The sequence below is a fragment of the Clostridia bacterium genome (assembly GCA_017410375.1).
Lineage (GTDB): Bacteria > Bacillota > Clostridia > RGIG6154 > RGIG6154 > RGIG6154.
The window spans coordinates 1-20435 of sequence record JAFQQW010000033.1; the positions used below are offsets into that span (position 1 = coordinate 1).

Here is a 20435-nt window from a genome sequence, read left to right on the forward strand (position 1 = left end):
AGCTCCCTCTTGCAACACACAAAATTGCTGTGCCCTAACGGGCGCAATTTTGGTTGCGGCGCCACGAACTTCTCGCTGTATCCGTCACCGACGGCGCTTCGGGTTCGTGCCAAACATTTTTTCCTATTCCCTAAAAAAGGGCTGTAATAAATTTACAGCCCTTTTGCTTTAATTTTGCAGTGCTTCTTCTAAGGCTTTTGAAAACTGATCAGGGCAGGAGGTTTGTTTAAAACCGCATTTGATGCCCTTTAGGAGTTGCATCACTTCTTTTGCAGGTCTGCCCTCGGCAAGTCTTGCTACGCCCTGGGTATTGCCGTTGCAACCACCCAAAAACTTTACGTTTTTTACGATGCCGTCCTCAATGTCAAAGGTCAGCTTTGCGGCACAAACACCGCTAGGCTTGAATGTATAAGTCATTATGCTTGGTTCCTTTCTAAATAGCGCATCAGAATGGTTACGATTTCAGCGCGGTTTGCGTTGTTGCCGGGGGATAAGGTGGTTTCGCTTGTACCTTTAATCAGCCCCTGCGCCAATGCCCAGCCCATAGCATTTGATGCCCAGTCGGACACCGTTTCTTTATCGCTGTAGGCATCAAGGGATGCAGTTTTGGAAACATCCTCGCCCTTAAGGCGTGCATATTTGTACAAAATAACTGCAATCTGTTCACGGGTGATGGGGTCTTCGGGGGCAAACAAGCCTTCCCCAACGCCTAAGACTACTCCTTCCTCTGCTGCCCAGGCAATGGCATCTTCATACCACATGCCTGCCTCTACATCGGTAAAGGGATTCTTTGGCGCTTCCGGCTCTTTTTCAATGCGGTACAGGAGCGTTACCATAGTACCGCGGGTTAAAACCTCGTAAGGGGAGAAGGTGGTTTCGGACGTACCTGCCACCAGCTTGTTTTGAAGCGCATACATTACGCTGTCATAAAACCAGTCGCTTTCCGCTACATCGGTAAAGGGATTTTTAAAATCTACGTCCGGCTCCGGCTCGTTAAAGGTGTATCTGCCGTAAACGGTTGCATTGCCGGTTATGGGCTTGGAAAAATCAAAGGGTGTTTTGTATTCTCTGTCCTTATACCAGCCCACAAAGGTGTAGTTTTCCCGCTCGGCAGGGGTGGGTGCTGTTACATAACCGTTTGCAAGCACCGCAACATCCTGAGAGGCTTCGCCCATTATAAAGGTTACGGTGTAGATGGCAGGTTGTGGATTGCTCGGGCCACTCGGACCGCTTGGACCACCGCCGCCACCACCGCCACCGCCTCCGGAGGATTTTTCGATGGTGATGTTTAGAGTGCTTTTGCCTAAGTCAAAATCCAAGGTGTCGGGTGCGGTATCGCTGTGCAAAGGTAAAAGGGAAATTTCATCTTTTGTGATGTATATTTTGGTTGTCCCCACCTTGTCTGCTGAAAAAGTGATGCAATTGAGTGCGTAAAAGTCATCCGAAACAGGTGTAAAGCCGTCAGAATACGAGGTATAGGAATAGGTGTAGCCGTTATACGCCTTACCGCTGATGGTTTTGGATTCGGTTTCCGCCCCGTCATACAGTGCGTAACCGTTGGGAGATGCCAGCTGTTCTATCGGGGAAGAGGGCAAGGAAAGATAATCCGGGTCATACCATATTGTAAATTTATAGGTGTTTAACTTTTGCGTATCGGTTTCCACATCATCCACACCAAAAAAGACATCAAAGGTTTTGTCTTTTGTGGCAGTCAGCAGGCTTTCTACAGAGCTGCTTTTGGTGGAAAGGGAAACGGTAAGCTCGCTTGCCGCATAAACCGGCAGGCTAAGACCACACAGCAGTATAAAAGTCAAAAGGAAGCACAATCCTTTTTTAAATCGGTTCATAGTCATCCTCCTTTATGGGTATACACATTTATTATATAGGATTTTGATTTAAAATGCAAGGGAAATCTCATTTTTTGCATAGAAATCCGTGTGTATGGCAAAAATAACAGCATTAAGGGAGGGGGAAACAAATATGTCTGTGGCACTGATTCGAAGTCTGATTCTTTATTTTCTGGTTATTGTGCTGTACCGTATGATGGGAAAGAGGCAAATCGGGGAAATGCAACCGGGGGAGCTGGTGCTTGCCATCATGATTTCGGATATTGCGGCAGTCCCCATGCAGTCGGCTGAAGTTCCGCTTTTAAGCGGTGTTGTGCCTATTCTGGCACTGACCTGCACCGAAGTATTCATGTCTTTTATTGCCGAAAAAAGTCCTGCGGTGCGTAAAGCGGTTACCGGAGAGCCGAGTCTGGTGATTGCAGACGGCAAAATACTGGTGGATGAAATGCGTCGGCTTCGGTTTAATCTGGACGATTTATTTGAACAGCTCCGAAATCAGGGGTATTTTGACATCGGAGAGGTGGCTTTTGCAGTGCTGGAGACCAACGGAATGCTGAGTGTGTTACCTAAGGGCAACAAGCAACCCGTTTTGAGAGAGGATTTGAAGCTTTCAGCTTCCACCGACGGGTTTTCGGACACCGTAATCAAGGACGGCATTCTGGACAAAGAGGCACTTTCCCGTATCGGCAGAACCGAAGAATGGCTTGAAAAGAAGCTGAGGGAACGAAATATTTCGTCTGTGCAGGCGGTGTTCCTGCTTTGTGCAGACACCGAGCGGGTTACATTTCTGCAAACTAAAAAGGAGAAAAAATGAAAACAGTTCTGGTTGCATTGCTGGTTTTTGTGCTGATGCTGACGGGCATTGGTGTGAGTGAGCGGATATATGAAGAGCAGACCGATAAAATTGCTGCTGCCTGTCAGGCGTTGTATCCGGTCTTTCAGGCGGGGGACAAGGAGACGGCAGCAGCAAAATTTTCGGAATTACGGACAGCCTTTTATGCCTGCGAAAAGTGGTGGAGTGCTGTTGCGGATCATAATCGGTTGGAAAGCATAGAAGCAAAACTGAAAGAAACCGAAAACTGCCTGCGGGTGGCGGATTATAAGGGTGCGGAAAACAGCTTGCGTATTTTTTGTTTATTTTTGGAAAATTATCAAGAAAATATGGAAATAAAATGGTATAATATCTTGTAAATGTGGTTGATTTTTTAAATTATTTATGGTAAAATATATAAATAGGAAAATATCAAAAAAAGAACAGGAGGGATAAAATGCCGAAAAAAGTACTGATCGTAGATGACGAAAAGGCAATTGTGGATATTTTAAAGTTTAATCTTGCCAGAGAAGGGTATGAAACGGTAGAGGCGTACGACGGCGAAGAGGGCTACAACAAAGTGCTTACCGAGAACCCCGACCTGATTTTACTGGACGTAATGCTTCCGAATATGCCCGGCTTTGATGTGTGCCGAAAGGTGCGTGAAAAGAGCAACGTGCCCATCATTATGCTTACCGCAAGAACCGAAGAGATAGATAAGGTTTTAGGGTTAGAGCTTGGGGCGGATGATTACATAACAAAGCCTTTCGGAATCCGGGAAGTGATGGCAAGAGTTAAGGCGAACCTGCGCCGGAATGCCATTGAACCGAGCAATGAGGAGAAAAAAGAAGATTCGGTACTGCGCTTTGGCAATCTGTCTATTGATAAGGAGCGCTATGAGGCAACCAAAAATGGTAAGGTATTAGAATTGACTTTGAGAGAGTTTGAACTTTTGAAATTCTTAGCAGTACAGCCTGAAAAAATCTTTTCCAGAGAAACACTTTTGGAAAAGGTGTGGGGGTACGAATACTTAGGAGATGTGCGTACGGTAGACGTTACTGTACGTCGTTTGCGTGAAAAAATCGAGGATGATGCCAGCAACCCGGCATACGTTATGACCAAACGTGGCATCGGTTATTATTTCAATTCGAAGCAGAAAGGATAAAAATACATGGAATACAAACAGTTTACCAACGCGGTTCGTCCCGAATCCGTTTACAAAGAACCTTTAAGACAGGTAAGATTAATCAATACAATCCGTGAAATGTTTGACACCAGCACCGAGCTTTTTGCAGGTCGTACAGCATTTTTGGTAAAAGATAAAATTGGTGGCCCGTACAGAGAAATTACCTACGCAGAAGCAAGAAGAGATGTGTATGCCTTGGGTACTGCGTTCATGGCGCTGGATTTAAGAGGCAAAAAAATCGCCGTGGTGGGTGAAAACCGCTATGAATGGGCGATTACATATTTAGCAACCGTTTGCGGTGTTGGTACTATTGTTCCCCTTGACAAGGAACTGCCCACCGAAGAAATGCAGAATTTAATCGAACGCGCAAAAGTTTCTGCTGTTGTTTATTCCGGCAAGATGCGTAAAAAACACGAATCCTTATTTGCAGACAATGCACAGTATATGTGCATCAATATGGATGACGATACCACAGACGTTTCCTTAAAGCAGCTGATTGAAAAGGGTAACGAGCTGATTATGTCGGGCAACGATGCGTTTGTAAAAACCTGCCCGAGACCGGATGATGTAAACATCGTTCTGTTTACCTCCGGCACCACCGGCAGAGCAAAGGGTGTTATGCTTTCGCACAGAAACATCACAAGCAACTTAATGAACATGCTTGCGATGCATAAAATCTTAAATGAAAATGACAGATTCTTCTCGTTCCTGCCCATTCACCATACCTATGAATGCACCTGCGGTATGCTTTGTCCGCTCTATTGCGGTGCTTCTATCGCTTATTGCGAAGGCTTGAAGTATATCGTGAAAAACATGCAGGAAGCGCAGCCTACATATTTCCTGGCAGTGCCTCAGGTTGTGGAAGCACTTAACCGTCAGATTTGGGCAGGTATCCGCAAAAAGGGTAAGGAAAAGCTCATTAAACGCATGATTAAAATTACAGATTTTCTGCTCAAGCTTAAGATTGACCTGCGTAAGAAAATTTATGCAGAAATCCACAACACCTTTGGCGGAAAGATGCGTCTCTTTATCTCGGGTGCGGCAGCGTTAGACCCTGAAATTATCAAGAGCCTGCGTTCGCTGGGCTTTAATACCGTTCAGGGCTACGGTATGACCGAATGTGCTCCCATTGCAGCGGTTAACCGCGATATATACTGGGAGGATGCTTCCTGCGGTCAGCCTTGCATTGAAGTGGATGTTAAAATTGACAATCCCGATGAAAACGGCATCGGTGAAATTCTTATCAAGGGTGACAACGTCATGGTTGGTTACTATGAAGATGAGGAAGAAACCGCAAAAACCATTGTGGACGGCTGGTTGCATACCGGTGACATGGGGTATATGGATGACCGTTGCTTTATCTATATCACAGGTCGTTTAAAGAACGTTATTGTTACTGCAAACGGCGAAAACGTATATCCCGAAGAAGTGGAAACCTATCTGCAGAGAAGTGCTTACATCGCAGAAACCATGGTGTATGCGGATGCAGACAGACTGGGTAACGAAACGGTTGTTTCGGCACACATTCTGCCTGATTTCAATGCGGTAGAAGAAGCTCTCGGCAAGGAATATACAGAAGATGCCCTGCGTGACCTGATTGACAAGGAAGTCAAGGCAGTCAACGCAAAAATGGCACCTTCTAAGCGCGTTATGAAGTTTGATGTGCGTCACGAGGATTTCGTAAAGACCACCACCAAGAAAATCAAACGCTATGCGAACTAAGTTTATACAAAATTTTATATATAAAGTGTCCTGAAAATCCGAAAAGGAAAGCCATTCAGGATGCGAAGGAGGAAACAAAATGAAAAACACAGAAAAAACAATGGAAAAAGTGGTAGCCCTTTGCAAAGGTCGCGGCTATGTATATCCCGGCTCCGAGATTTACGGCGGTCTTTCCAACACATGGGACTACGGTCCGCTGGGCGTTGAATTCAAAAACAACGTAAAAAAAGCATGGTGGAAAAAGTTCATCCAGGAATCGCCCTATAATGTGGGTCTGGATGCGGCAATTTTAATGAATCCCCAGACCTGGGTGGCATCCGGCCACGTAGGCGGATTCTCTGACCCGTTAATGGACTGCAAAGAGTGTAAAGCTCGTTTCCGTGCAGATAAGCTGATTGAAGATGCAGCAGGTGTTTCGGCTGACGGCTGGACAGATGCACAGATGGAACAGTACATCGCTGACAACAACATTGCCTGCCCCGAATGCGGTAAAACCAATTTTACAGGCATCCGTAAGTTCAATCTGATGTTCAAAACCTTCCAGGGTGTAACCGAAGACTCTAAGTCCGAGCTGTATCTCCGTCCCGAAACCGCACAGGGTATTTTCGTAAACTTTAAGAATGTACAGAGAACTACCCGTAAAAAAGTGCCGTTCGGTATCGGTCAGGTAGGTAAATCCTTCCGTAACGAAATTACCCCCGGTAACTTTACTTTCAGAACCCGTGAATTTGAACAGATGGAGCTGGAATTCTTCTGTGCACCGGGTACAGACCTTGAATGGTTTGCTTACTGGAAAGATTATTGCAAAAACTGGCTGTTGTCTTTGGGTATCGCAGAAGAAAATTTAAAGCTTCGTGACCATTCTCCCGAAGAGTTGTCTCACTATTCCAACGCAACCACCGATATTGAATTTATGTTCCCGTTCGGTTGGGGCGAGCTTTGGGGTATTGCAGACAGAACAGATTATGACTTAAAACAGCATGCAGAGTTCTCGGGCGAAAACATGGAATACATGGACCCCATTACCAATGAAAAATATGTTCCCTACTGTGTAGAACCCTCTTTGGGTGCTGACCGTGTGGCTTTGGCATTCCTTTGTGAAGCATACGATGAAGAAGAAATCGCAGAAGGCGATACCCGTGTGGTAATGCGTTTGCATCCGGCTTTAGCGCCTATGAAAGCGGCAGTTCTGCCCCTTTCCAAAAAGCTTTCTGAGCAGGCAACCGAGTTGTATCAGAACCTTTCTAAAAAGTTCATGTGCGACTATGATGAAGCAGGCTCTATCGGTAAGCGTTACAGAAGACAGGACGAAGTGGGTACCCCCTACTGCATCACCGTTGACTTTGACACCTTAGAAGATAACTGCGTAACCGTTCGTGACAGAGATACCATGGAACAGGTTCGTATGCCCATTGCGGACGTTGCGGCATTTATCGAAGGAAAGCTGGAATTTTAATGGAACCGAAGGATTATATCGTAGTTAAAATCGAAGGCGAGTATGCTACTTTGCAAAATGTAGAAAACGGCAACGAGCTGTTCATTGCCCTTTCCCTTTTGCCTGTCGGCACCGACCTCGGTTCTAAAATCCACAGCGAGTGTATGGAATACACATTAATAAACTAAAAAAGGCTCCCTCTGATGAGGGGAGCCTTTCTTATTTGCACTTTCTTTCGGAAAAACAGTTTTTGATAGCAAAAAGAAACAAAATGCCAGGCAGGGGGAAGAGGGCAGTTGTTGGTAAACACGCTTTGTGCGTTTGTAATTTAAGGAAGACATTTTTCAACTCACCTCGGAAAATATCATAGCATAAACCGTTTTGCAACAGAAAGTTCAAAAAGTCTATTTAAAATTCGATAAAATTTATTAAAAACCAGAAAAAAATTATTAGAAATTTGAGAATATAACATTTTCTATTGACAATCGCGGTTCAAAAATGGTAAAATTATTATGCTATGTAACTCTCTTTTACATTGGGCAGAATCCATGCTGCCCGAAAGTTGGAAGGAAACCAAAAAGTAAACGCGCCGAGCTTTTCTGTGAGAAGGGTCTAACCTGCCCGGAAACAGTGAAAAAATCGGTTGTGTGCTCTTCTGACCAAGGAGCATTGCCGTTGCTTTTGGGAAAACCGACTTAACCAACCGGTTTTTGAATTCCGAAAAACTTATTTAAAGGAGTGAATAATGCTTATGAAATTAAGCAAACAAATCATTGCAACATTGCTGATTTTAAGCATGTTGCTAATAACTATGCCCGTTTTTGCGGAAGAAGCAGAGACAGTCAATACGCGTACCTACGCAAACACTGCGCTCACTTTGCCTGAAGATGGGTCGAGTGTATCTTTGACTAACACTTATTGTGGTAGTGCAAACGGTTTTTCGCTTGTGTTAGACAGTGAATCTGCCAGAACACTTGGCATTGACCTGTCCAAAATTACATCCACGATTTCGGTTGCCGCGAATTCTGAATACGCAGGCATTTTATTGAGCGGTGAAATGGTGATGACCAATTGGACATATAAACCTAATGCTACAAACGGCTCTCCGGATTACTCTGTTAACCAGGTATTGAAAACGAAACAGGCGACTTACTTTGAATTTGAAGACATTGAAGTATCCCATGTTCGTAAAACCAGTGCAGGTGCGTTGGTGCTCGAAATGCCTGTTAGTACACTCAGAGCAACTGCAACAGACATCAAGGTGTATGCAGGAGACGTGGATTTTGACAGCATAACCGAAAACACGGTAATTGAAAAGGTTGAACAAAATGCTGATGCTTTAAACTCTACCAACTTCACCCCGCACAGCGGTGCATATGTTGTACAAAACCTGACTGCAAAAGCAGGCGAAAACTATTGGAGTGAAAAAACAACTGATTTGGGTACTTTCCCGGCAGACACAAAGTTCTTTGCAACTTCTCAGAAAAACCTTCAATATTTTGATGCAGACTACGGCTACACCGCTGACTGGAACAAATCGACTGAATACGGAATGAATTTCTATACCGGTGCAAGTAACAGCTTTGATGCAAGCATGTCCGGTCCGTTTACCCTTGCGACACCGAATTTCTCGGGCGAGTATTATGTATACGGCTTGAGAAAAGACTGCTCGAATGGCGGTCCCCGTCTGGCAAGATTTAACATCAGCGGTCAGAAATTTGCATTTAAAGATATGAGTGTTGTAACCTGGTCATCTTCTGACGCAACATGGAGTTCTGCAGGCGCATATTTCTGGGATAAGGCGGAAGACACTGTAACTTTTGAAGCAGGCAAGCCCTATTTCTTCCAGAACTGCGGTGGCGGAAGCAGCCGTCTGGTAGCGGTAGCATTTGTTCCTGTAAAAGCAGAAGGCTTTGAAGCACCTGCTGCAATTGCAAACGAAGACAATCTTAAAAGCACAAGTATGTTAGAAATCTTTACCGATGAAGATTTTGTACTCAATCCTGTTGAAACCTATACCGTGAAGGTAGACGGTGCAGACTTTACCGTAAAGCCCTATTACCATCAGGTGCATACTGCGGCTGCTGACGGTGTGTATGATTTCACACAGAATGTTTTCGGTGAGCCTGTAGAATTTGCAACCGTTGCAGAAGTTGTTGCGCTTGCAAAAGAGGTAACTGTTGAAGAAGCAACCACAAATTATCAGATTTCGGTAAACGGCGTGCGTGAATATGCACCCGATGTTATGGTTGCTATGCCGGGCGATGTGATTACCGTCGGTACCGACGCAATGACTGTACAAAACTTTAACCCCATTAACTTGCAGGGTAAAATGTACCGTATTATCAATGCGAGCCCCTATTTGCGTGCAGGCATCCATAAATCGTATATTCCGTCTTATCTGTATGACATGGAAACAAAACCCGCTGTAACCGGAACACCTTTTATGCAGGCAAAATTTGCAGGCTATATGGTATGGAGTGCTGCGGATGATTACAATGGACAGAAAGTATACTTCTATAATGTAGCACCGGAAACGGCTACAAATACTAGCGACTACAGCACACTGTTCGCACACCTGAGAAATTATAGTGCAGGAAAGAATGTGTTCTCCACGATGGAAGTGGAAACACCGGAGGGCACAAAAACGGTTATGGATCCTCATAAAGTCAAGGTAGATGACTCGAAAGTCACGGTCGGCTCAACCGGGTTGCTTGCTAATTATGATACTGCAAACCTGTATTGGGTAAACAGCTCTGCGACCAACGATGTTCGCGTGGTAGAAGTGAATGGCAAAAAGGTTATCCGTACAGATGGTTGCGCATTGATTCGCGTAATCACCAAAAAGGCTGACGGCACAACAACCACCGAGCGCGTAGATCTTACACCCAAAAATATGTATGTGATTGATCCTGCAGTAGGTGAAACGGTTTATGTATGGAAAGATACACCGTGGGACGGCTACAGCTTAATTCCGATTACGGAACCGGTTACCGCAGAGTAAATTTAAAATAAAAAAGCGATTGCATTGCAATCGCTTTTTTTTGTTAGTTTGTAAATACCTGTGTCCAGTAGATGCCGTAGCCGTTTTGGGTTTCAACGCATCCTAAGCCCATTTTATTAAAGGAGGCGCTTAAGATGTTTTTGCGGTGACCCTCGGAATTCATCCAGCTTTGTACCACCTGTGCAGGTGTTCTCTGTCCTGCCGCAATGTTTTCACCGGCGGCAGAGTAGGAGATGCCTGCTTTTTTCAGGCGGTCACCCATACGCTCGCCCTCAGGGCTGGAGTGGGAAAAGTAATTCCGGTCTGCCATGTCTTTACTGTGGGCAAGGGCAACGGCGTTTAAAGCTTCATCAAGAACAAGAGGCTTTAAGCCGTTTTTGGTTCGTTCGGTATTGACCAGGTCTAAAACCTGCTTTGCATATGTACTGTCTTGTGTTTCGGGCTTCACTTCGGGGACGGTGTTGTCCGTGTTTGGTGTATTGGTTTCAGGCTTGTTCGTTCCCGGTATGTTTATTTCCGGAAGCTCGGGGCGCGGAATCTGCTGTCCGCAAAAAGCAATCCAGTTGCGGAACCGAACACCGTCAAAGAGGTGTTTTGCAGAAGCTCCAAAGGTTGCTGTTGATAAAATTGTGCACGCAATTGCTGTGCCGGTAATCCATTTTTTCATGTTGATTTCTCTCCTTTCGTTATGGATTGATTTCAGTATAGCACAAAGGAATTCAAATTGCAATGGAAATGGTTAGTGTAACCGACAAAGGGTGGTATTGGGGTAATATTTTTCTAAAATGTCGGTATAGCTGAACCCTTTTTTGGCATAGGCGTTGGCGCCCTCCTGGCTCATACCAACCCCATGCCCGAAGCCATGTACCGTAAAAATAATATCAGAATCTTTTCTGTAACCGAAAAGCTTGCCGATCGAAGTCCAAGCTTTTCCCGCACCTCTCTGCCTGAAAAAATTTTTTCACCAATCTGAATTTCCTGCACCGTACCGCCCTCGTGGTAGGTGGGCGCTTTGCAGGACGCATTTTCTACATCCATTTTTTCGGCAAGAGTTTCTGCGGAAAAGACTGCAACGGTCTCGTAATTGTCGAGTTGCGTATCCAATTGGCTGTCCACCGAAATCAGATAGGGCACGGCAGAGCCCCATACATTCTCGGCACTTTCGGTTCTGCCGTTTGACATGGCGTGAAAAACGGTGTTTGCAGGTTCTTCCTTATAATAAAGGACTTCGTTTTCGGTTTCCGAGACTGCGGTACGGTAAATCTCCTTTGTGGCTTCGGGAAATGAGTCAAACTGCCCGGAAAAGGCGGCACAATGGGCGTAATCGGTACAGATGTCTGCATTTTTGGGATGGGACGTACCACCGGCAATTTTTCGGCAAACATAGCTTCGGATTGCCACCGCCTGCGCCTTTAATGCCTCGGGATGAAAGGAGGCGGGCATTTCGCCTGCCAGACAGTAGCAGATGTACTGCTCTAAAGGCATTTTTTGCACAGAATCGGTTTCGGGGTGATAAAGCAAGATCTCTTCCGAATGCGAAAATATGATTTGGGGTGTCGGAGCAGGTTTTTCCACAAAGAAAAGAAGAAAACAAAACAGCAAAATGCAAAAAAGAAAACCCAAACTTGCATTTTTCATAAAAAATACACCTCTTTAAATTATAGTAAATGTGCCGTCAAAGCTTGACAAAATGGAAAAATTAGTATATACTATTTTAAATGTAATTGAATAATTTGAAATTGAAAATTGCGAAAGGGAGCAGACTATGCGTACAAACATACAGGAATACACAGCAGAAGACAAAGCATTTATCGAGGAATTGCTGGATATTACCCATAAAACCAATCATATTCCGGCAGAACTATATGGAAATTATAATGTAAAGCGCGGTCTTCGCAATGCAGACGGCACGGGTGTTTTGGTGGGTCTGACCGTTATCGGCGAGGTACACGGCTACATTATCGAAGATTCCGACCGTATCCCTGCAAAGGGTCGTTTGCTGTACCGCGGTATTGACGTGGAGGATTTGGTAAAGGGCTGTCAGCGTGAGGGGAGATTCGGTTTTGAAGAAACCTGCTATCTGCTCTTGTTCGGCGTATTGCCGGATGAAAAACAGTTAGAGGATTTTATGGATTTGCTTAACCGTCTGCGCAATCTGCCCGACGGCTTTGTGGAGGATATGATTATCAAAGCACCCTCCCGTAACATCATGAACAAGCTTGCCCGTTGTGTGCTTGCATTATATTCATATGATGAATCTCCCGATGATTTGTCTATGAATAATGTTTTGTTGCAATGCTTGAATCTGATTGCAAAATTCCCGTCTCTGATTGCCAACTCCTATTCGGTAAAGCGCAGGGCCTTTGAAAATGACAGTCTGGTTCTGCACGCACCCCATCCGACCTTGAGTGCGGCAGAAAATTTCTTATATATGCTCCGCCCCGACCACCAGTATACAAAGTTGGAAGCGGAAATTTTAGACCTTTGTATGATTGTGCATGCAGAGCATGGTGGTGGTAACAACTCGGCGTTTACCACTCATGTGGTTTCCTCCTCGGGCACCGATACCTATGCGGCAATCAGCGCAGCAATCTCTTCCTTAAAGGGACCTAAGCACGGCGGTGCGGCGCTGGCTGTACAGGAAATGTTTAACGAAATCAAGGAAAATGTTAAGGATTGGGCAGATGAAAAGGCAGTAGATGCATACCTTACAAAAATTATCCGTAAGGAAGCGTATGACAGAAGCGGTCTGATTTACGGTATGGGTCATGCCATTTACACCATTTCCGACCCCAGAGCAGTATTGCTGAAGGAAAAAGCAAGAGAACTGGCAGAAGCCAAGGGCAGAAGCGAAGAATTTGCTTTGTATGAGCTGGTAGAGCGCTTGTCGCCGTTGGTATTCAACCGCGAAAGAAAGTCCAGAAAAACAATGTGTGCCAATGTAGACTTTTATTCCGGCTTTGTATACAATATGCTTGGCATTCCGCAGGACTTGTTTACACCGCTGTTTGCCATGTCCAGAATTGTAGGCTGGAGTGCACACCGTATGGAAGAGCTTCTTACGGGCGGAAAAATCATTCGTCCTGCTTATAAGAGTGTTGCCCACAGAAGTCAGTATGTATCTTTGGAAAAACGCGCAGATCGCGTGAATCCGGACGAAGAATAATAAAACGGTGCAGAATTCGCAATGAATTCTGCACCGTATTTATTTATTCTTTTACAATCACCGAAACCCCTTCGGGGATTGCGGTAATGCTTATCTGTTCTTTATTTAAGATTTCACGTGCCTTTTGCAAGGCTTCTTCTAAGGAGCTTGCAGGGAGCATGTGCATATTTCGGACAATTTCAGGGTCTGCTTTGGACACATAAATGACCGTTGCGTGCAAAAGAATCCGGGCTAAAATCTGTGCCTCCCACTGGTCGGGTACCGTTTCGTTCCGGCCCCGGGCGCTGATTTTCTGTGCGGTTACCACAGGGGATGGCTCATCCGCCAGCAGATGATAAAAATAATCTCCGCCCGTGCCGTCATTGGATGCCGCGAGCATAATGATGACACCGCCTTTTTTTACGGTGGCTTCCGCCGCGGTCATGCCTTTGACCGCCTGATAAATGTTCTGGTCTAAGGGATATCCGCCGTTAGTAGAAATGGCAATATCCGAAGGGATTGCCTTTGCCACGCAAAGCTTTGACAAAAATGCCGTGCCTGCTGCATGCGCCTGCTCGGGATCGCCTGCAACTGCAAAAATAGCATCTTTTTCAGAGTTAATGACCACATTGACAACAAAGGCAAGCTTTGCGGTTTTTGCTGCCCAGAGCATGTCTTTGTGAATAGGGTTGTTTTCTAAATTACCTGTTCTGGCATTGGGGCTGTCAATAAATTCCGCACAATGGTTGGCAAGCACAGTAGCTCTGGAGGCAACGCCGGGGAGCACACTCTTTCTTCCACCCGAAAAGCCTGCAAAAAAGTGCGGTTCAATAAAGCCCTCTGCCACAAGCAGGTCAGCTTCATAGGCAATTTTATTGATTTCACAAACACCACCCGAGGGAAGGGTACCGATGTTTACAAGCTTATCGGTTTCGGTGCAGTCATGAATATAAATGGTTTCGCTTTTGACAATTTCTTCACCAAATTTGGAAATCAGTTCTTCTTTGGTGGTGCCGCGATGACAACCGGTGGCAATTAAAATGGTGATGTCTGCATCGGGATTGCCTTGCCGGATTTCTTTAAGCATTGCCGGCATAATTACTTTGCTCGGCACAGGACGGGTGTGGTCGCTTGCGATAATCACCACTTTGTTTTTACCCTTGGCAAGTTCTTTTAAGGCAGGCGAGCCGATGGGGGACGAAAGTGCTTTTTTTACCAGCGTTTCGCCGTCACAACCGGGGTTATAGTCCTCAATGGAGGAAGTTAAAATGCCTTTTAATTCGCTTTCCTTAAAGGTGTAGCGGATTTTTTCTTTTCCGTAGGGAAATACAACTTCTTTCATTTTTTCACCTCTTTTTGGGTTTTGGTATGCTGTAAAATACCCATAATGCCGGGAATCAGAACAAGCTGTAAAATAATGCCGGGAATTGCATTAAAAAGACTGCCTGCGATAAACATTTTAAGGGTAAATGTGCTTCCGCTGAAGCCTAACCAAAGTGTTTCGGCAATGCCCCACACAATGCGTCCGGAAATCATGGCACAAATCAGACAGACGTACAGATAGCGTATGCTTTTTTTAGTCGGACGGCTGTATAAAAGGCCTGTTATCAGCCCGTAGGTGGCAAGCTCGAATGCCATGCAAACGGCGTTTGGAAACAGCGGCGGCATGGAAAAGAGAAACGACCGCAGAAGAGGCAGAATAAAGCCCACAACCGCTCCAAAACCACTACCGCAAAGCAATCCGCAAAATAAAACAGGGATGTGCATGGGCAGCAACGCCGAGCCAAAGCTTTCCATCTGTGCCGTGAAAAAGGGAAGTACAATGCCCAGCGCGATAAACATCGCCGAAAGGCTTAATTTTTTCGTGTTTGTTTTTGGCATGGTTCTTCTCCGTTAATAACAGCTTTCAAAAATTTCTTTAATGGCATCAAAGTCCAAATCAACCTGGGACGGAATCACCCGCTGACGGGAGAAGGTGCAAAGCGTAGCGAGTCTTTCGGCACAATCCTTTGGAATGTTGAATTCCCGAAGCTTTAAAGGCATTCCGATACTGCGGAAGAAATCTTCCATGCGCAAAATGCCTGCGAGTGCCGCTTTTTCATCGTTCTGTTCGGTTACATCAAATACGCATCTTGCCAGTTGTGCAAAGCGGGCAGGATTTGCTTTGTAGGCGTATCTTGCCCAGGCGGGAAACAGCACCGCAAGCCCTGCTCCGTGGGCGATTTCTTCATATTCACCGCTCAAGGCGTGCTCTAACTGGTGTACTGCAAGAAAATGCTTTCTGCCACAGCCGGTTAAATCGTTGTGTGAAAGGCTGGATGCCCACATAATAGTGGCTCTTGCCTCGTAATCACAAGGGTTTTCCATAACTGTTTTGGAGGCATTCACAACTGCCTTTAAAATGCTTTCTGCAATGCGGTCGGTTAAGTCGGTAGGCTCGCAAACGGTAAAATAGCGTTCTAAAGTGTGCATCATAATATCCACAATACCGCAGGCGGTCTGGTATGGGCTTACCGTATAGGTCAGCTCAGGGTTACAGATAGCAAACTTACAGCGATTGAATTCGCTGCCGTAACCGCGCTTTAAGCAAAGTGCCTGGTTTGAAATCACTGCCGAAGCACTCATTTCACTGCCTGCCGCGGAATGGGTTAGGATACATGCTACGGGTAAAGCGTCTTTGGGGGTTGCTTTGCCGGAAGGGAAATCCCACACGTCTCCGTCATATTTTGCACCTGTTGCGGTGTATTTGGAAGAGTCCAGTGCGCTTCCGCCGCCGACTGCCAAAATCAGCTCGACCTTTTCGTCCTTTGCCTTCTGGATGGCTTGGTATACAAACGAAAGCTTGGGATTCGGTTCAACACCGCCCATTTCCACAACCTCAATGCCGTTTTCGGCAAGAGAAGCCATTACCTCTTCATAGAGCCCTGTTTTTTTAATACTGCCCTTGCCGTATTGCATCATGATTTTTTTGTAGCCGTAGCCCCGAATAATTTCGCCTACCTTTTTGTGGGTGTCTTTTCCGAAAAACACTTTTGTGGGGGCGTAATAGGTAAAATCCAGCATTTTGTTTTATCCTTTCTTCAATAAGAAAACTTCTGTTTTTTTGAGTATACCATAAAATAAGAAAAATAGCAACAAAAAAGCGTATTGAATGTTTTTTGTGCAACGAAAACCACGCAATAGTCGCGTGGTTCGAAAGAGGTTAACCGACAAACGAAAGTAAAACACGATGAACATAAGTAATGTTCGTTGAACGGAACATATGAGAAATTTAGAGAAAGTTTTGATGAGGCTCCCTTTACACAAGGGAGCCTTTTTTTATCATCCTACACTTAGATATTATGTATTACGCATTCCCAAAACTCTGCAATATGCTTCTTATCTTCTTCAAATATTGCCTTTGTCAAATCATCCGCAATATTTTTATAAACCGGAAACCATTGTGAAGTATTTCCATCTATAAATTCCAATTTATCTTCATAGATTTTCTTTTCTACATGATATGCATTCGTATCCCAATTAACAAGACATTTAAGCCTATCCAACAAATTATTAATTTCTATTGTTATCTTTTCAAGTGATTTGTTTTTATTCGTTGATTTTTCTATCAGTTCTGCAAAATACATATCGCAATATCGTTTCACACACATATATTGTTTTTTGGTAATTTCTTCAACATCAGGCATATATTTTTTCTTTTCTTCTTGCTTCAGCAAGCTAATTGAAATAGTTTCTGTCGGTTCGTAGGAGTAGTCTGATACAGACAAAATAAGACCACTGAGGAAATTGTCAAATAATAATTTATTTTTCTCATTTCCTTGGCCGAAACCGCCTTGAAGCATTGTAAGATTAGAAATAAACTCTTCCCTTGTAAGCACGGTTTCTGATTTATCTTCAACACCGATACTATGAACCAATATATATTCTTTGGAATCATCAATATCTTTCTTAAATGAAGAATCACACACATAAACGGCTTCATACAATCTTTTTATCAGTTTTTCATATTCAATGCTTTCTCTAGGATATTCAGCGCCATTCCAATGTAGTACCTGCTCTGTTTTCCAATCAAGATCAGCACCTGCATTCTTGGCATCTATACCTGAGAGCATACAAATTCGCTTTTGTTCGCTTATATCTTTACACTTGAAACTTTGCAGAATACCTTCAATTGACCGACACTCCACACCGTCAAAAATAAATTCTCGCTTTGTAAAATTGGACAATCTTCCTGCAAATCCAAATCTCTTGCTATGGATATCCACTTTCTCCTTACCAATTATCAATCCCAACAATACAAAAATTGCTATATATCCGCAGGTCGCATCTGAAAGAATAGGAATAGGTGCAAATATACTATAAAGCACAATCCCAAAGTTGGTCAGCATAGAAACAACAAATCTTACAAGCAGGATTGACACAGTTGCATAAGCAATCGGTGTTGCGTCTGTCAAAACATTTTTAAAGCATTTCTTGCACACAAAGAATGTAAAAGCAGTAAGTGCGACAAAGACCACTACTCCTGCGACAATTCCGAACAATCCGAATATCCAAAGAAGCTTATAGTACGCAACATCTCCACCAATTAACCACGGCTCTACGGCTGCTCCAAACCATTCAATTTTCATATATGTACATCTTGCGATAAATGCCATATAACTGCTGTCACAAAACAAATTGGTAAGGTCTGCAATACCCATTAATGTAATGTTTATTGTTCGAAGACTCAGAACAACATATAATACAATATTTAATATCCAAATAGATTTTTTACCGATAAGTTTGTTTTTCCTTGCTGAAATAAGCATTAATCCAACCATTACAAACAGTATCAAAGTTAGATAATTTTGTTCAAGAGCAATCAAAAATATAAAACCTGATATCCAAAATATGACTGTATGTATGATTGACTTGATGCAATACTTATAAAAATATGTTGCGAATCCTACAATCGCAAGCGTATTGGTTAATGACGCAAATTCTATGCCGTAATTAAAAACATTTATATATCCGCCACCTTCATAAAGGGCAGAAAATAAAATTCCAACAGGTATAAAAATCCAACCATATTTCAACACAAAACCTCTGCCGTATTTGCATGCGAGAACAAAAGCTACTGTGCTTATACCAATGCGAATTACTGTCCTGATAAAATATCCCGTTATTTCACTTATGCTGCCATCATAAAAATGACTAAAATATATTACAGAGGTAAAACCAACGGAAAGTAATATAAGAAGCAATCCGCTTATTACAATACCTTTATGTTTCTTAATTGCATCACTTATCATAAGTTATTCTTCCTTTGACGAGACCTCAATCTCTGGATTTCTAATGATAGTCTCTTGATTTCTAATGCTATTTTTGCATTTTCGTATTGTTTATCGAATGTTTCTGTGCAAGCATATTGCCTTTCGTGGAACGAATACGAGTGAAGCATTTTAACATCCGGCAGCTCATTAAAAAGCTCATCTAAAAACCACCAGTCATATTCTTCAGACATACCAAATCCATCTTCATCAGGACCTTCGGTATTGCACCACGAACAAAACTGTACAAGCTCAGGTTCAAAAAAATGATACATTTCATAAGTCCTTTTTTCACTGAAAAAACCAAAGCCCAAAGCCTTCAGCATAGCTCCACGATAGCAGTGTTCATTATCGTGAACCATTTTTTTATAAGTCTTATATATTTTGTTTGGAAGTATGGGCATAGGAATCTTTTTCCCCGGATTCATCCCAATCCAATGAGCTAACCAATGCTTTGCTTCTTTGTTGCCATATAAAAACGCAGTACAATACCAATAGTTTGAAGCAAGCCTGCAAAATTCATCATTTCCATGTTTCTCATAGTAGTTGCCAAGCGCCATCATAGCAGATGCATCACCTTCGGCACAGCATTTTGTCAGATGCACAAATTCGCTATCTGCCCAAAAATCTACATCCGGAAGAGCGATATCCTTTTGAATGTCTATAACGCTCTTTCCCTGAAGCTTCAGCATCAGATTAAAATTTATTTCTGTTCTCGGTACATTTATTTTCTCTGTTCCAAAATTCCATATTCCATCTAATAAAAAATGTATATCGCCGTCATCATCAGCATTTATCAGGTATAAATGACTGTTAATTTCTTCATCGGGACAAATTTTTTTCAGTTCCGCTGCCTTTTGCTCTATGAGGCTCATATTTGTTGTAAAATACTCTTTGCTTGCGTAAATAACAAAAATAGTCTTTTTTACCAGCTCTTTATGCTCAAAAAATATGTTCATAAATTCACCCGATAACGGTGAACTATCGTATGCGAAAACAAGCAAATCTGATTCTAATAATGCTAAGAAAGGATTAACAGAGTTCGGCAAAAATTTTTGTGTCATCATAATCCTATTAAATTTCGAAACCGAAAGTTCTTCCACATCCAAAGAACAGCCTAGTCCTTTTTTGAATTTGCTATTCATCTCAGAATCGCAAATCGCATTTATTAATTTTAAACGCATACTCATCATCCCTTCTGATAAAAAATTTACATCTCAGAAAAACTATCTTTAAGGCAGGTTTTATATTTTCTCACATTGCCATCTGTCTACTTTTCCCTATTCCACACGAATCATTTCACATAGGCTTGTGCTTCTATATTCACAGTCTGGCAGTTTTATTGCCTGATTATAGGTTCGGCAAAAGATAGACTTACTTTCTACAAAAGTCGCATATATTCTTGCTTTATTATATTGTTATTACTGCGAAATTACTTTATCAAGCATTTTCTCAATCCAATCCTTTTTAGCAAGGGAATTTATCCATTCTTCCGGAATACCTTTTTCTCCGCCGATACCATAATAAATACCTGCAAGACCACCTGCAACAGCAGCTACCGTATCAGTGTCATTACCAAGTTCAATTGCAGTTACTATGCAATCCTTATATGATTCTGTATTCATAAGACACCATACAGCCGCTTCAAATGTAGCTACAACATATCCGCTGCTACTAATTCTTTTTCTTTCAAATTCCTTGATAACGGGAATATTTTCACACTCATCTACACAACAAGTCAATTTTTTCACAGCATCTTCCTTAGACATACCATTCATCAGATTTTCTGCAAGCTGAACATACAGTCTGCAACTCATCAACGAAATTTCATGTGCGTGTGTAAGTGAGGAAAGATTCAGTATATCATCAATTTTATGCTCGACAAAAGCAATAGGCAGTATTCTCATAAGAGAGCCATTGCCGTTATCTTTGAAACCTTTTCCACCACAAGAAATAGGCTTACGACCTTCGTCAAA

General features: G+C 43.2%; 18 protein-coding genes. 8 read left to right on the top strand and 10 right to left on the bottom strand.

Annotated features, from left to right (window positions below; genetic code table 11):
- Nucleotides 1–168 precede the first annotated feature (168 nt).
- Both IJE10_04725 and IJE10_04730 read right to left on the bottom strand, forming a co-directional pair.
- The gene (locus IJE10_04725) at nucleotides 169–417 is read right to left on the bottom strand and encodes a TIGR03905 family TSCPD domain-containing protein (protein MBQ2967413.1); all 249 of its coding nucleotides are present in this window, start codon (nucleotides 415–417) and stop codon (nucleotides 169–171) included.
- Nucleotides 417–1847: an S-layer homology domain-containing protein gene (locus tag IJE10_04730; protein ID MBQ2967414.1), complete on the bottom strand. Its 1431-nt coding sequence runs from the start codon at nucleotides 1845–1847 to the stop codon at nucleotides 417–419. The genes IJE10_04725 and IJE10_04730 overlap by 1 nt, the downstream gene beginning before the upstream one ends.
- 94 nt (nucleotides 1848–1941) lie before the next feature.
- Between IJE10_04730 and IJE10_04735 the strand changes: the two genes are divergently transcribed.
- The 7 genes from IJE10_04735 to IJE10_04765 all read left to right on the top strand — a co-directional run bounded on the left by IJE10_04735 (nucleotide 1942) and on the right by IJE10_04765 (nucleotide 10005).
- Nucleotides 1942–2661 carry a DUF421 domain-containing protein gene (locus IJE10_04735; protein ID MBQ2967415.1) on the top strand — a complete coding sequence of 240 codons (720 nt, stop codon included), beginning with the start codon at nucleotides 1942–1944 and terminating at the stop codon, nucleotides 2659–2661.
- Nucleotides 2658–3038, top strand: a complete 381-nt coding sequence (locus tag IJE10_04740) for a DUF4363 family protein (protein ID MBQ2967416.1) — start codon at nucleotides 2658–2660, stop codon at nucleotides 3036–3038. Before IJE10_04735 ends, IJE10_04740 begins: the two co-directional genes overlap by 4 nt.
- A 77-nt stretch (nucleotides 3039–3115) precedes the next feature.
- Complete coding sequence (locus IJE10_04745; GenBank protein MBQ2967417.1) at nucleotides 3116–3823, top strand: response regulator transcription factor; 708 nt, start codon at nucleotides 3116–3118, stop codon at nucleotides 3821–3823.
- Nucleotides 3824–3829: 6 nt separating this feature from the next.
- Nucleotides 3830–5566: an AMP-binding protein gene (locus IJE10_04750; protein MBQ2967418.1), complete on the top strand. Its 1737-nt coding sequence runs from the start codon at nucleotides 3830–3832 to the stop codon at nucleotides 5564–5566.
- Nucleotides 5567–5645: 79 nt separating this feature from the next.
- A complete protein-coding gene (locus IJE10_04755; GenBank protein MBQ2967419.1) occupies nucleotides 5646–7022 on the top strand; it encodes a glycine--tRNA ligase in 1377 nt (458 codons plus the stop codon).
- Nucleotides 7022–7189, top strand: a complete 168-nt coding sequence (locus tag IJE10_04760; GenBank protein MBQ2967420.1) for a hypothetical protein — start codon at nucleotides 7022–7024, stop codon at nucleotides 7187–7189. Before IJE10_04755 ends, IJE10_04760 begins: the two co-directional genes overlap by 1 nt.
- Before the next feature lie 563 nt (nucleotides 7190–7752).
- Nucleotides 7753–10005 (top strand): hypothetical protein, encoded by a 2253-nt coding sequence (locus IJE10_04765; GenBank protein ID MBQ2967421.1) that lies wholly within the window; start codon nucleotides 7753–7755, stop codon nucleotides 10003–10005.
- A 43-nt stretch (nucleotides 10006–10048) separates the two neighbouring features.
- On the opposite strand, the gene IJE10_04770 is transcribed toward IJE10_04765, so the two are convergent.
- Entirely contained in the window at nucleotides 10049–10672 is a 624-nt protein-coding gene (locus tag IJE10_04770; protein MBQ2967422.1) for a hypothetical protein, read from the bottom strand.
- Nucleotides 10673–10842: 170 nt separating this feature from the next.
- Nucleotides 10843–11643: a SpoIID/LytB domain-containing protein gene (locus IJE10_04775; protein MBQ2967423.1), complete on the bottom strand. Its 801-nt coding sequence runs from the start codon at nucleotides 11641–11643 to the stop codon at nucleotides 10843–10845.
- Between the two features lie 127 nt (nucleotides 11644–11770).
- On the opposite strand from IJE10_04775, the gene IJE10_04780 reads away from it, so the two are divergent.
- Entirely contained in the window at nucleotides 11771–13171 is a 1401-nt protein-coding gene (locus IJE10_04780; protein ID MBQ2967424.1) for a citrate/2-methylcitrate synthase, read from the top strand.
- 43 nt (nucleotides 13172–13214) lie between these two features.
- Here IJE10_04780 and larA read toward each other — a convergent pair whose 3' ends face one another.
- The 6 genes from larA to IJE10_04810 form a co-directional block, all read right to left on the bottom strand.
- Complete coding sequence (gene larA, locus IJE10_04785) at nucleotides 13215–14492, bottom strand: nickel-dependent lactate racemase (protein ID MBQ2967425.1); 1278 nt, start codon at nucleotides 14490–14492, stop codon at nucleotides 13215–13217.
- Complete coding sequence (locus IJE10_04790; protein MBQ2967426.1) at nucleotides 14489–15031, bottom strand: ECF transporter S component; 543 nt, start codon at nucleotides 15029–15031, stop codon at nucleotides 14489–14491. The genes larA and IJE10_04790 overlap by 4 nt, the downstream gene beginning before the upstream one ends.
- 12 nt (nucleotides 15032–15043) lie before the next feature.
- On the bottom strand, nucleotides 15044–16213 hold the full coding sequence (locus IJE10_04795; GenBank protein ID MBQ2967427.1) for an iron-containing alcohol dehydrogenase: 1170 nt from the start codon (nucleotides 16211–16213) through the stop codon (nucleotides 15044–15046).
- A 269-nt stretch (nucleotides 16214–16482) separates the two neighbouring features.
- Nucleotides 16483–18441: a hypothetical protein gene (locus IJE10_04800; protein MBQ2967428.1), complete on the bottom strand. Its 1959-nt coding sequence runs from the start codon at nucleotides 18439–18441 to the stop codon at nucleotides 16483–16485.
- Complete coding sequence (locus tag IJE10_04805; protein ID MBQ2967429.1) at nucleotides 18438–19643, bottom strand: hypothetical protein; 1206 nt, start codon at nucleotides 19641–19643, stop codon at nucleotides 18438–18440. The genes IJE10_04800 and IJE10_04805 overlap by 4 nt, the downstream gene beginning before the upstream one ends.
- A gap of 237 nt (nucleotides 19644–19880) precedes the next feature.
- The coding region (locus tag IJE10_04810; GenBank protein ID MBQ2967430.1) for an ADP-ribosylglycohydrolase family protein at nucleotides 19881–20435 on the bottom strand (555 nt) is incomplete at its 5' end.

Bases quoted from the DNA above. Each gene is read 5' to 3' on its own strand.
- IJE10_04770 (MBQ2967422.1), bottom strand. From the start codon at position 10,672: ATGAAAAAATGGATTACCGGCACAGCAATTGCGTGCACAATTTTATCA.
- IJE10_04750 (MBQ2967418.1), top strand. From the start codon at position 3,830: ATGGAATACAAACAGTTTACCAACGCGGTTCGTCCCGAATCCGTTTAC.
- IJE10_04725 (MBQ2967413.1), bottom strand. From the start codon at position 417: ATGACTTATACATTCAAGCCTAGCGGTGTTTGTGCCGCAAAGCTGACC.
- IJE10_04735 (MBQ2967415.1), top strand. From the start codon at position 1,942: ATGGCAAAAATAACAGCATTAAGGGAGGGGGAAACAAATATGTCTGTG.
- IJE10_04805 (MBQ2967429.1), bottom strand. From the start codon at position 19,643: ATGCGTTTAAAATTAATAAATGCGATTTGCGATTCTGAGATGAATAGC.
- IJE10_04730 (MBQ2967414.1), bottom strand. From the start codon at position 1,847: ATGAACCGATTTAAAAAAGGATTGTGCTTCCTTTTGACTTTTATACTG.
- IJE10_04745 (MBQ2967417.1), top strand. From the start codon at position 3,116: ATGCCGAAAAAAGTACTGATCGTAGATGACGAAAAGGCAATTGTGGAT.
- IJE10_04765 (MBQ2967421.1), top strand. From the start codon at position 7,753: ATGAAATTAAGCAAACAAATCATTGCAACATTGCTGATTTTAAGCATG.
- IJE10_04790 (MBQ2967426.1), bottom strand. From the start codon at position 15,031: ATGCCAAAAACAAACACGAAAAAATTAAGCCTTTCGGCGATGTTTATC.
- IJE10_04775 (MBQ2967423.1), bottom strand. From the start codon at position 11,643: ATGAAAAATGCAAGTTTGGGTTTTCTTTTTTGCATTTTGCTGTTTTGT.
- IJE10_04780 (MBQ2967424.1), top strand. From the start codon at position 11,771: ATGCGTACAAACATACAGGAATACACAGCAGAAGACAAAGCATTTATC.
- IJE10_04740 (MBQ2967416.1), top strand. From the start codon at position 2,658: ATGAAAACAGTTCTGGTTGCATTGCTGGTTTTTGTGCTGATGCTGACG.
- IJE10_04795 (MBQ2967427.1), bottom strand. From the start codon at position 16,213: ATGCTGGATTTTACCTATTACGCCCCCACAAAAGTGTTTTTCGGAAAA.
- IJE10_04755 (MBQ2967419.1), top strand. From the start codon at position 5,646: ATGAAAAACACAGAAAAAACAATGGAAAAAGTGGTAGCCCTTTGCAAA.
- IJE10_04760 (MBQ2967420.1), top strand. From the start codon at position 7,022: ATGGAACCGAAGGATTATATCGTAGTTAAAATCGAAGGCGAGTATGCT.
- IJE10_04800 (MBQ2967428.1), bottom strand. From the start codon at position 18,441: ATGATAAGTGATGCAATTAAGAAACATAAAGGTATTGTAATAAGCGGA.
- larA (MBQ2967425.1), bottom strand. From the start codon at position 14,492: ATGAAAGAAGTTGTATTTCCCTACGGAAAAGAAAAAATCCGCTACACC.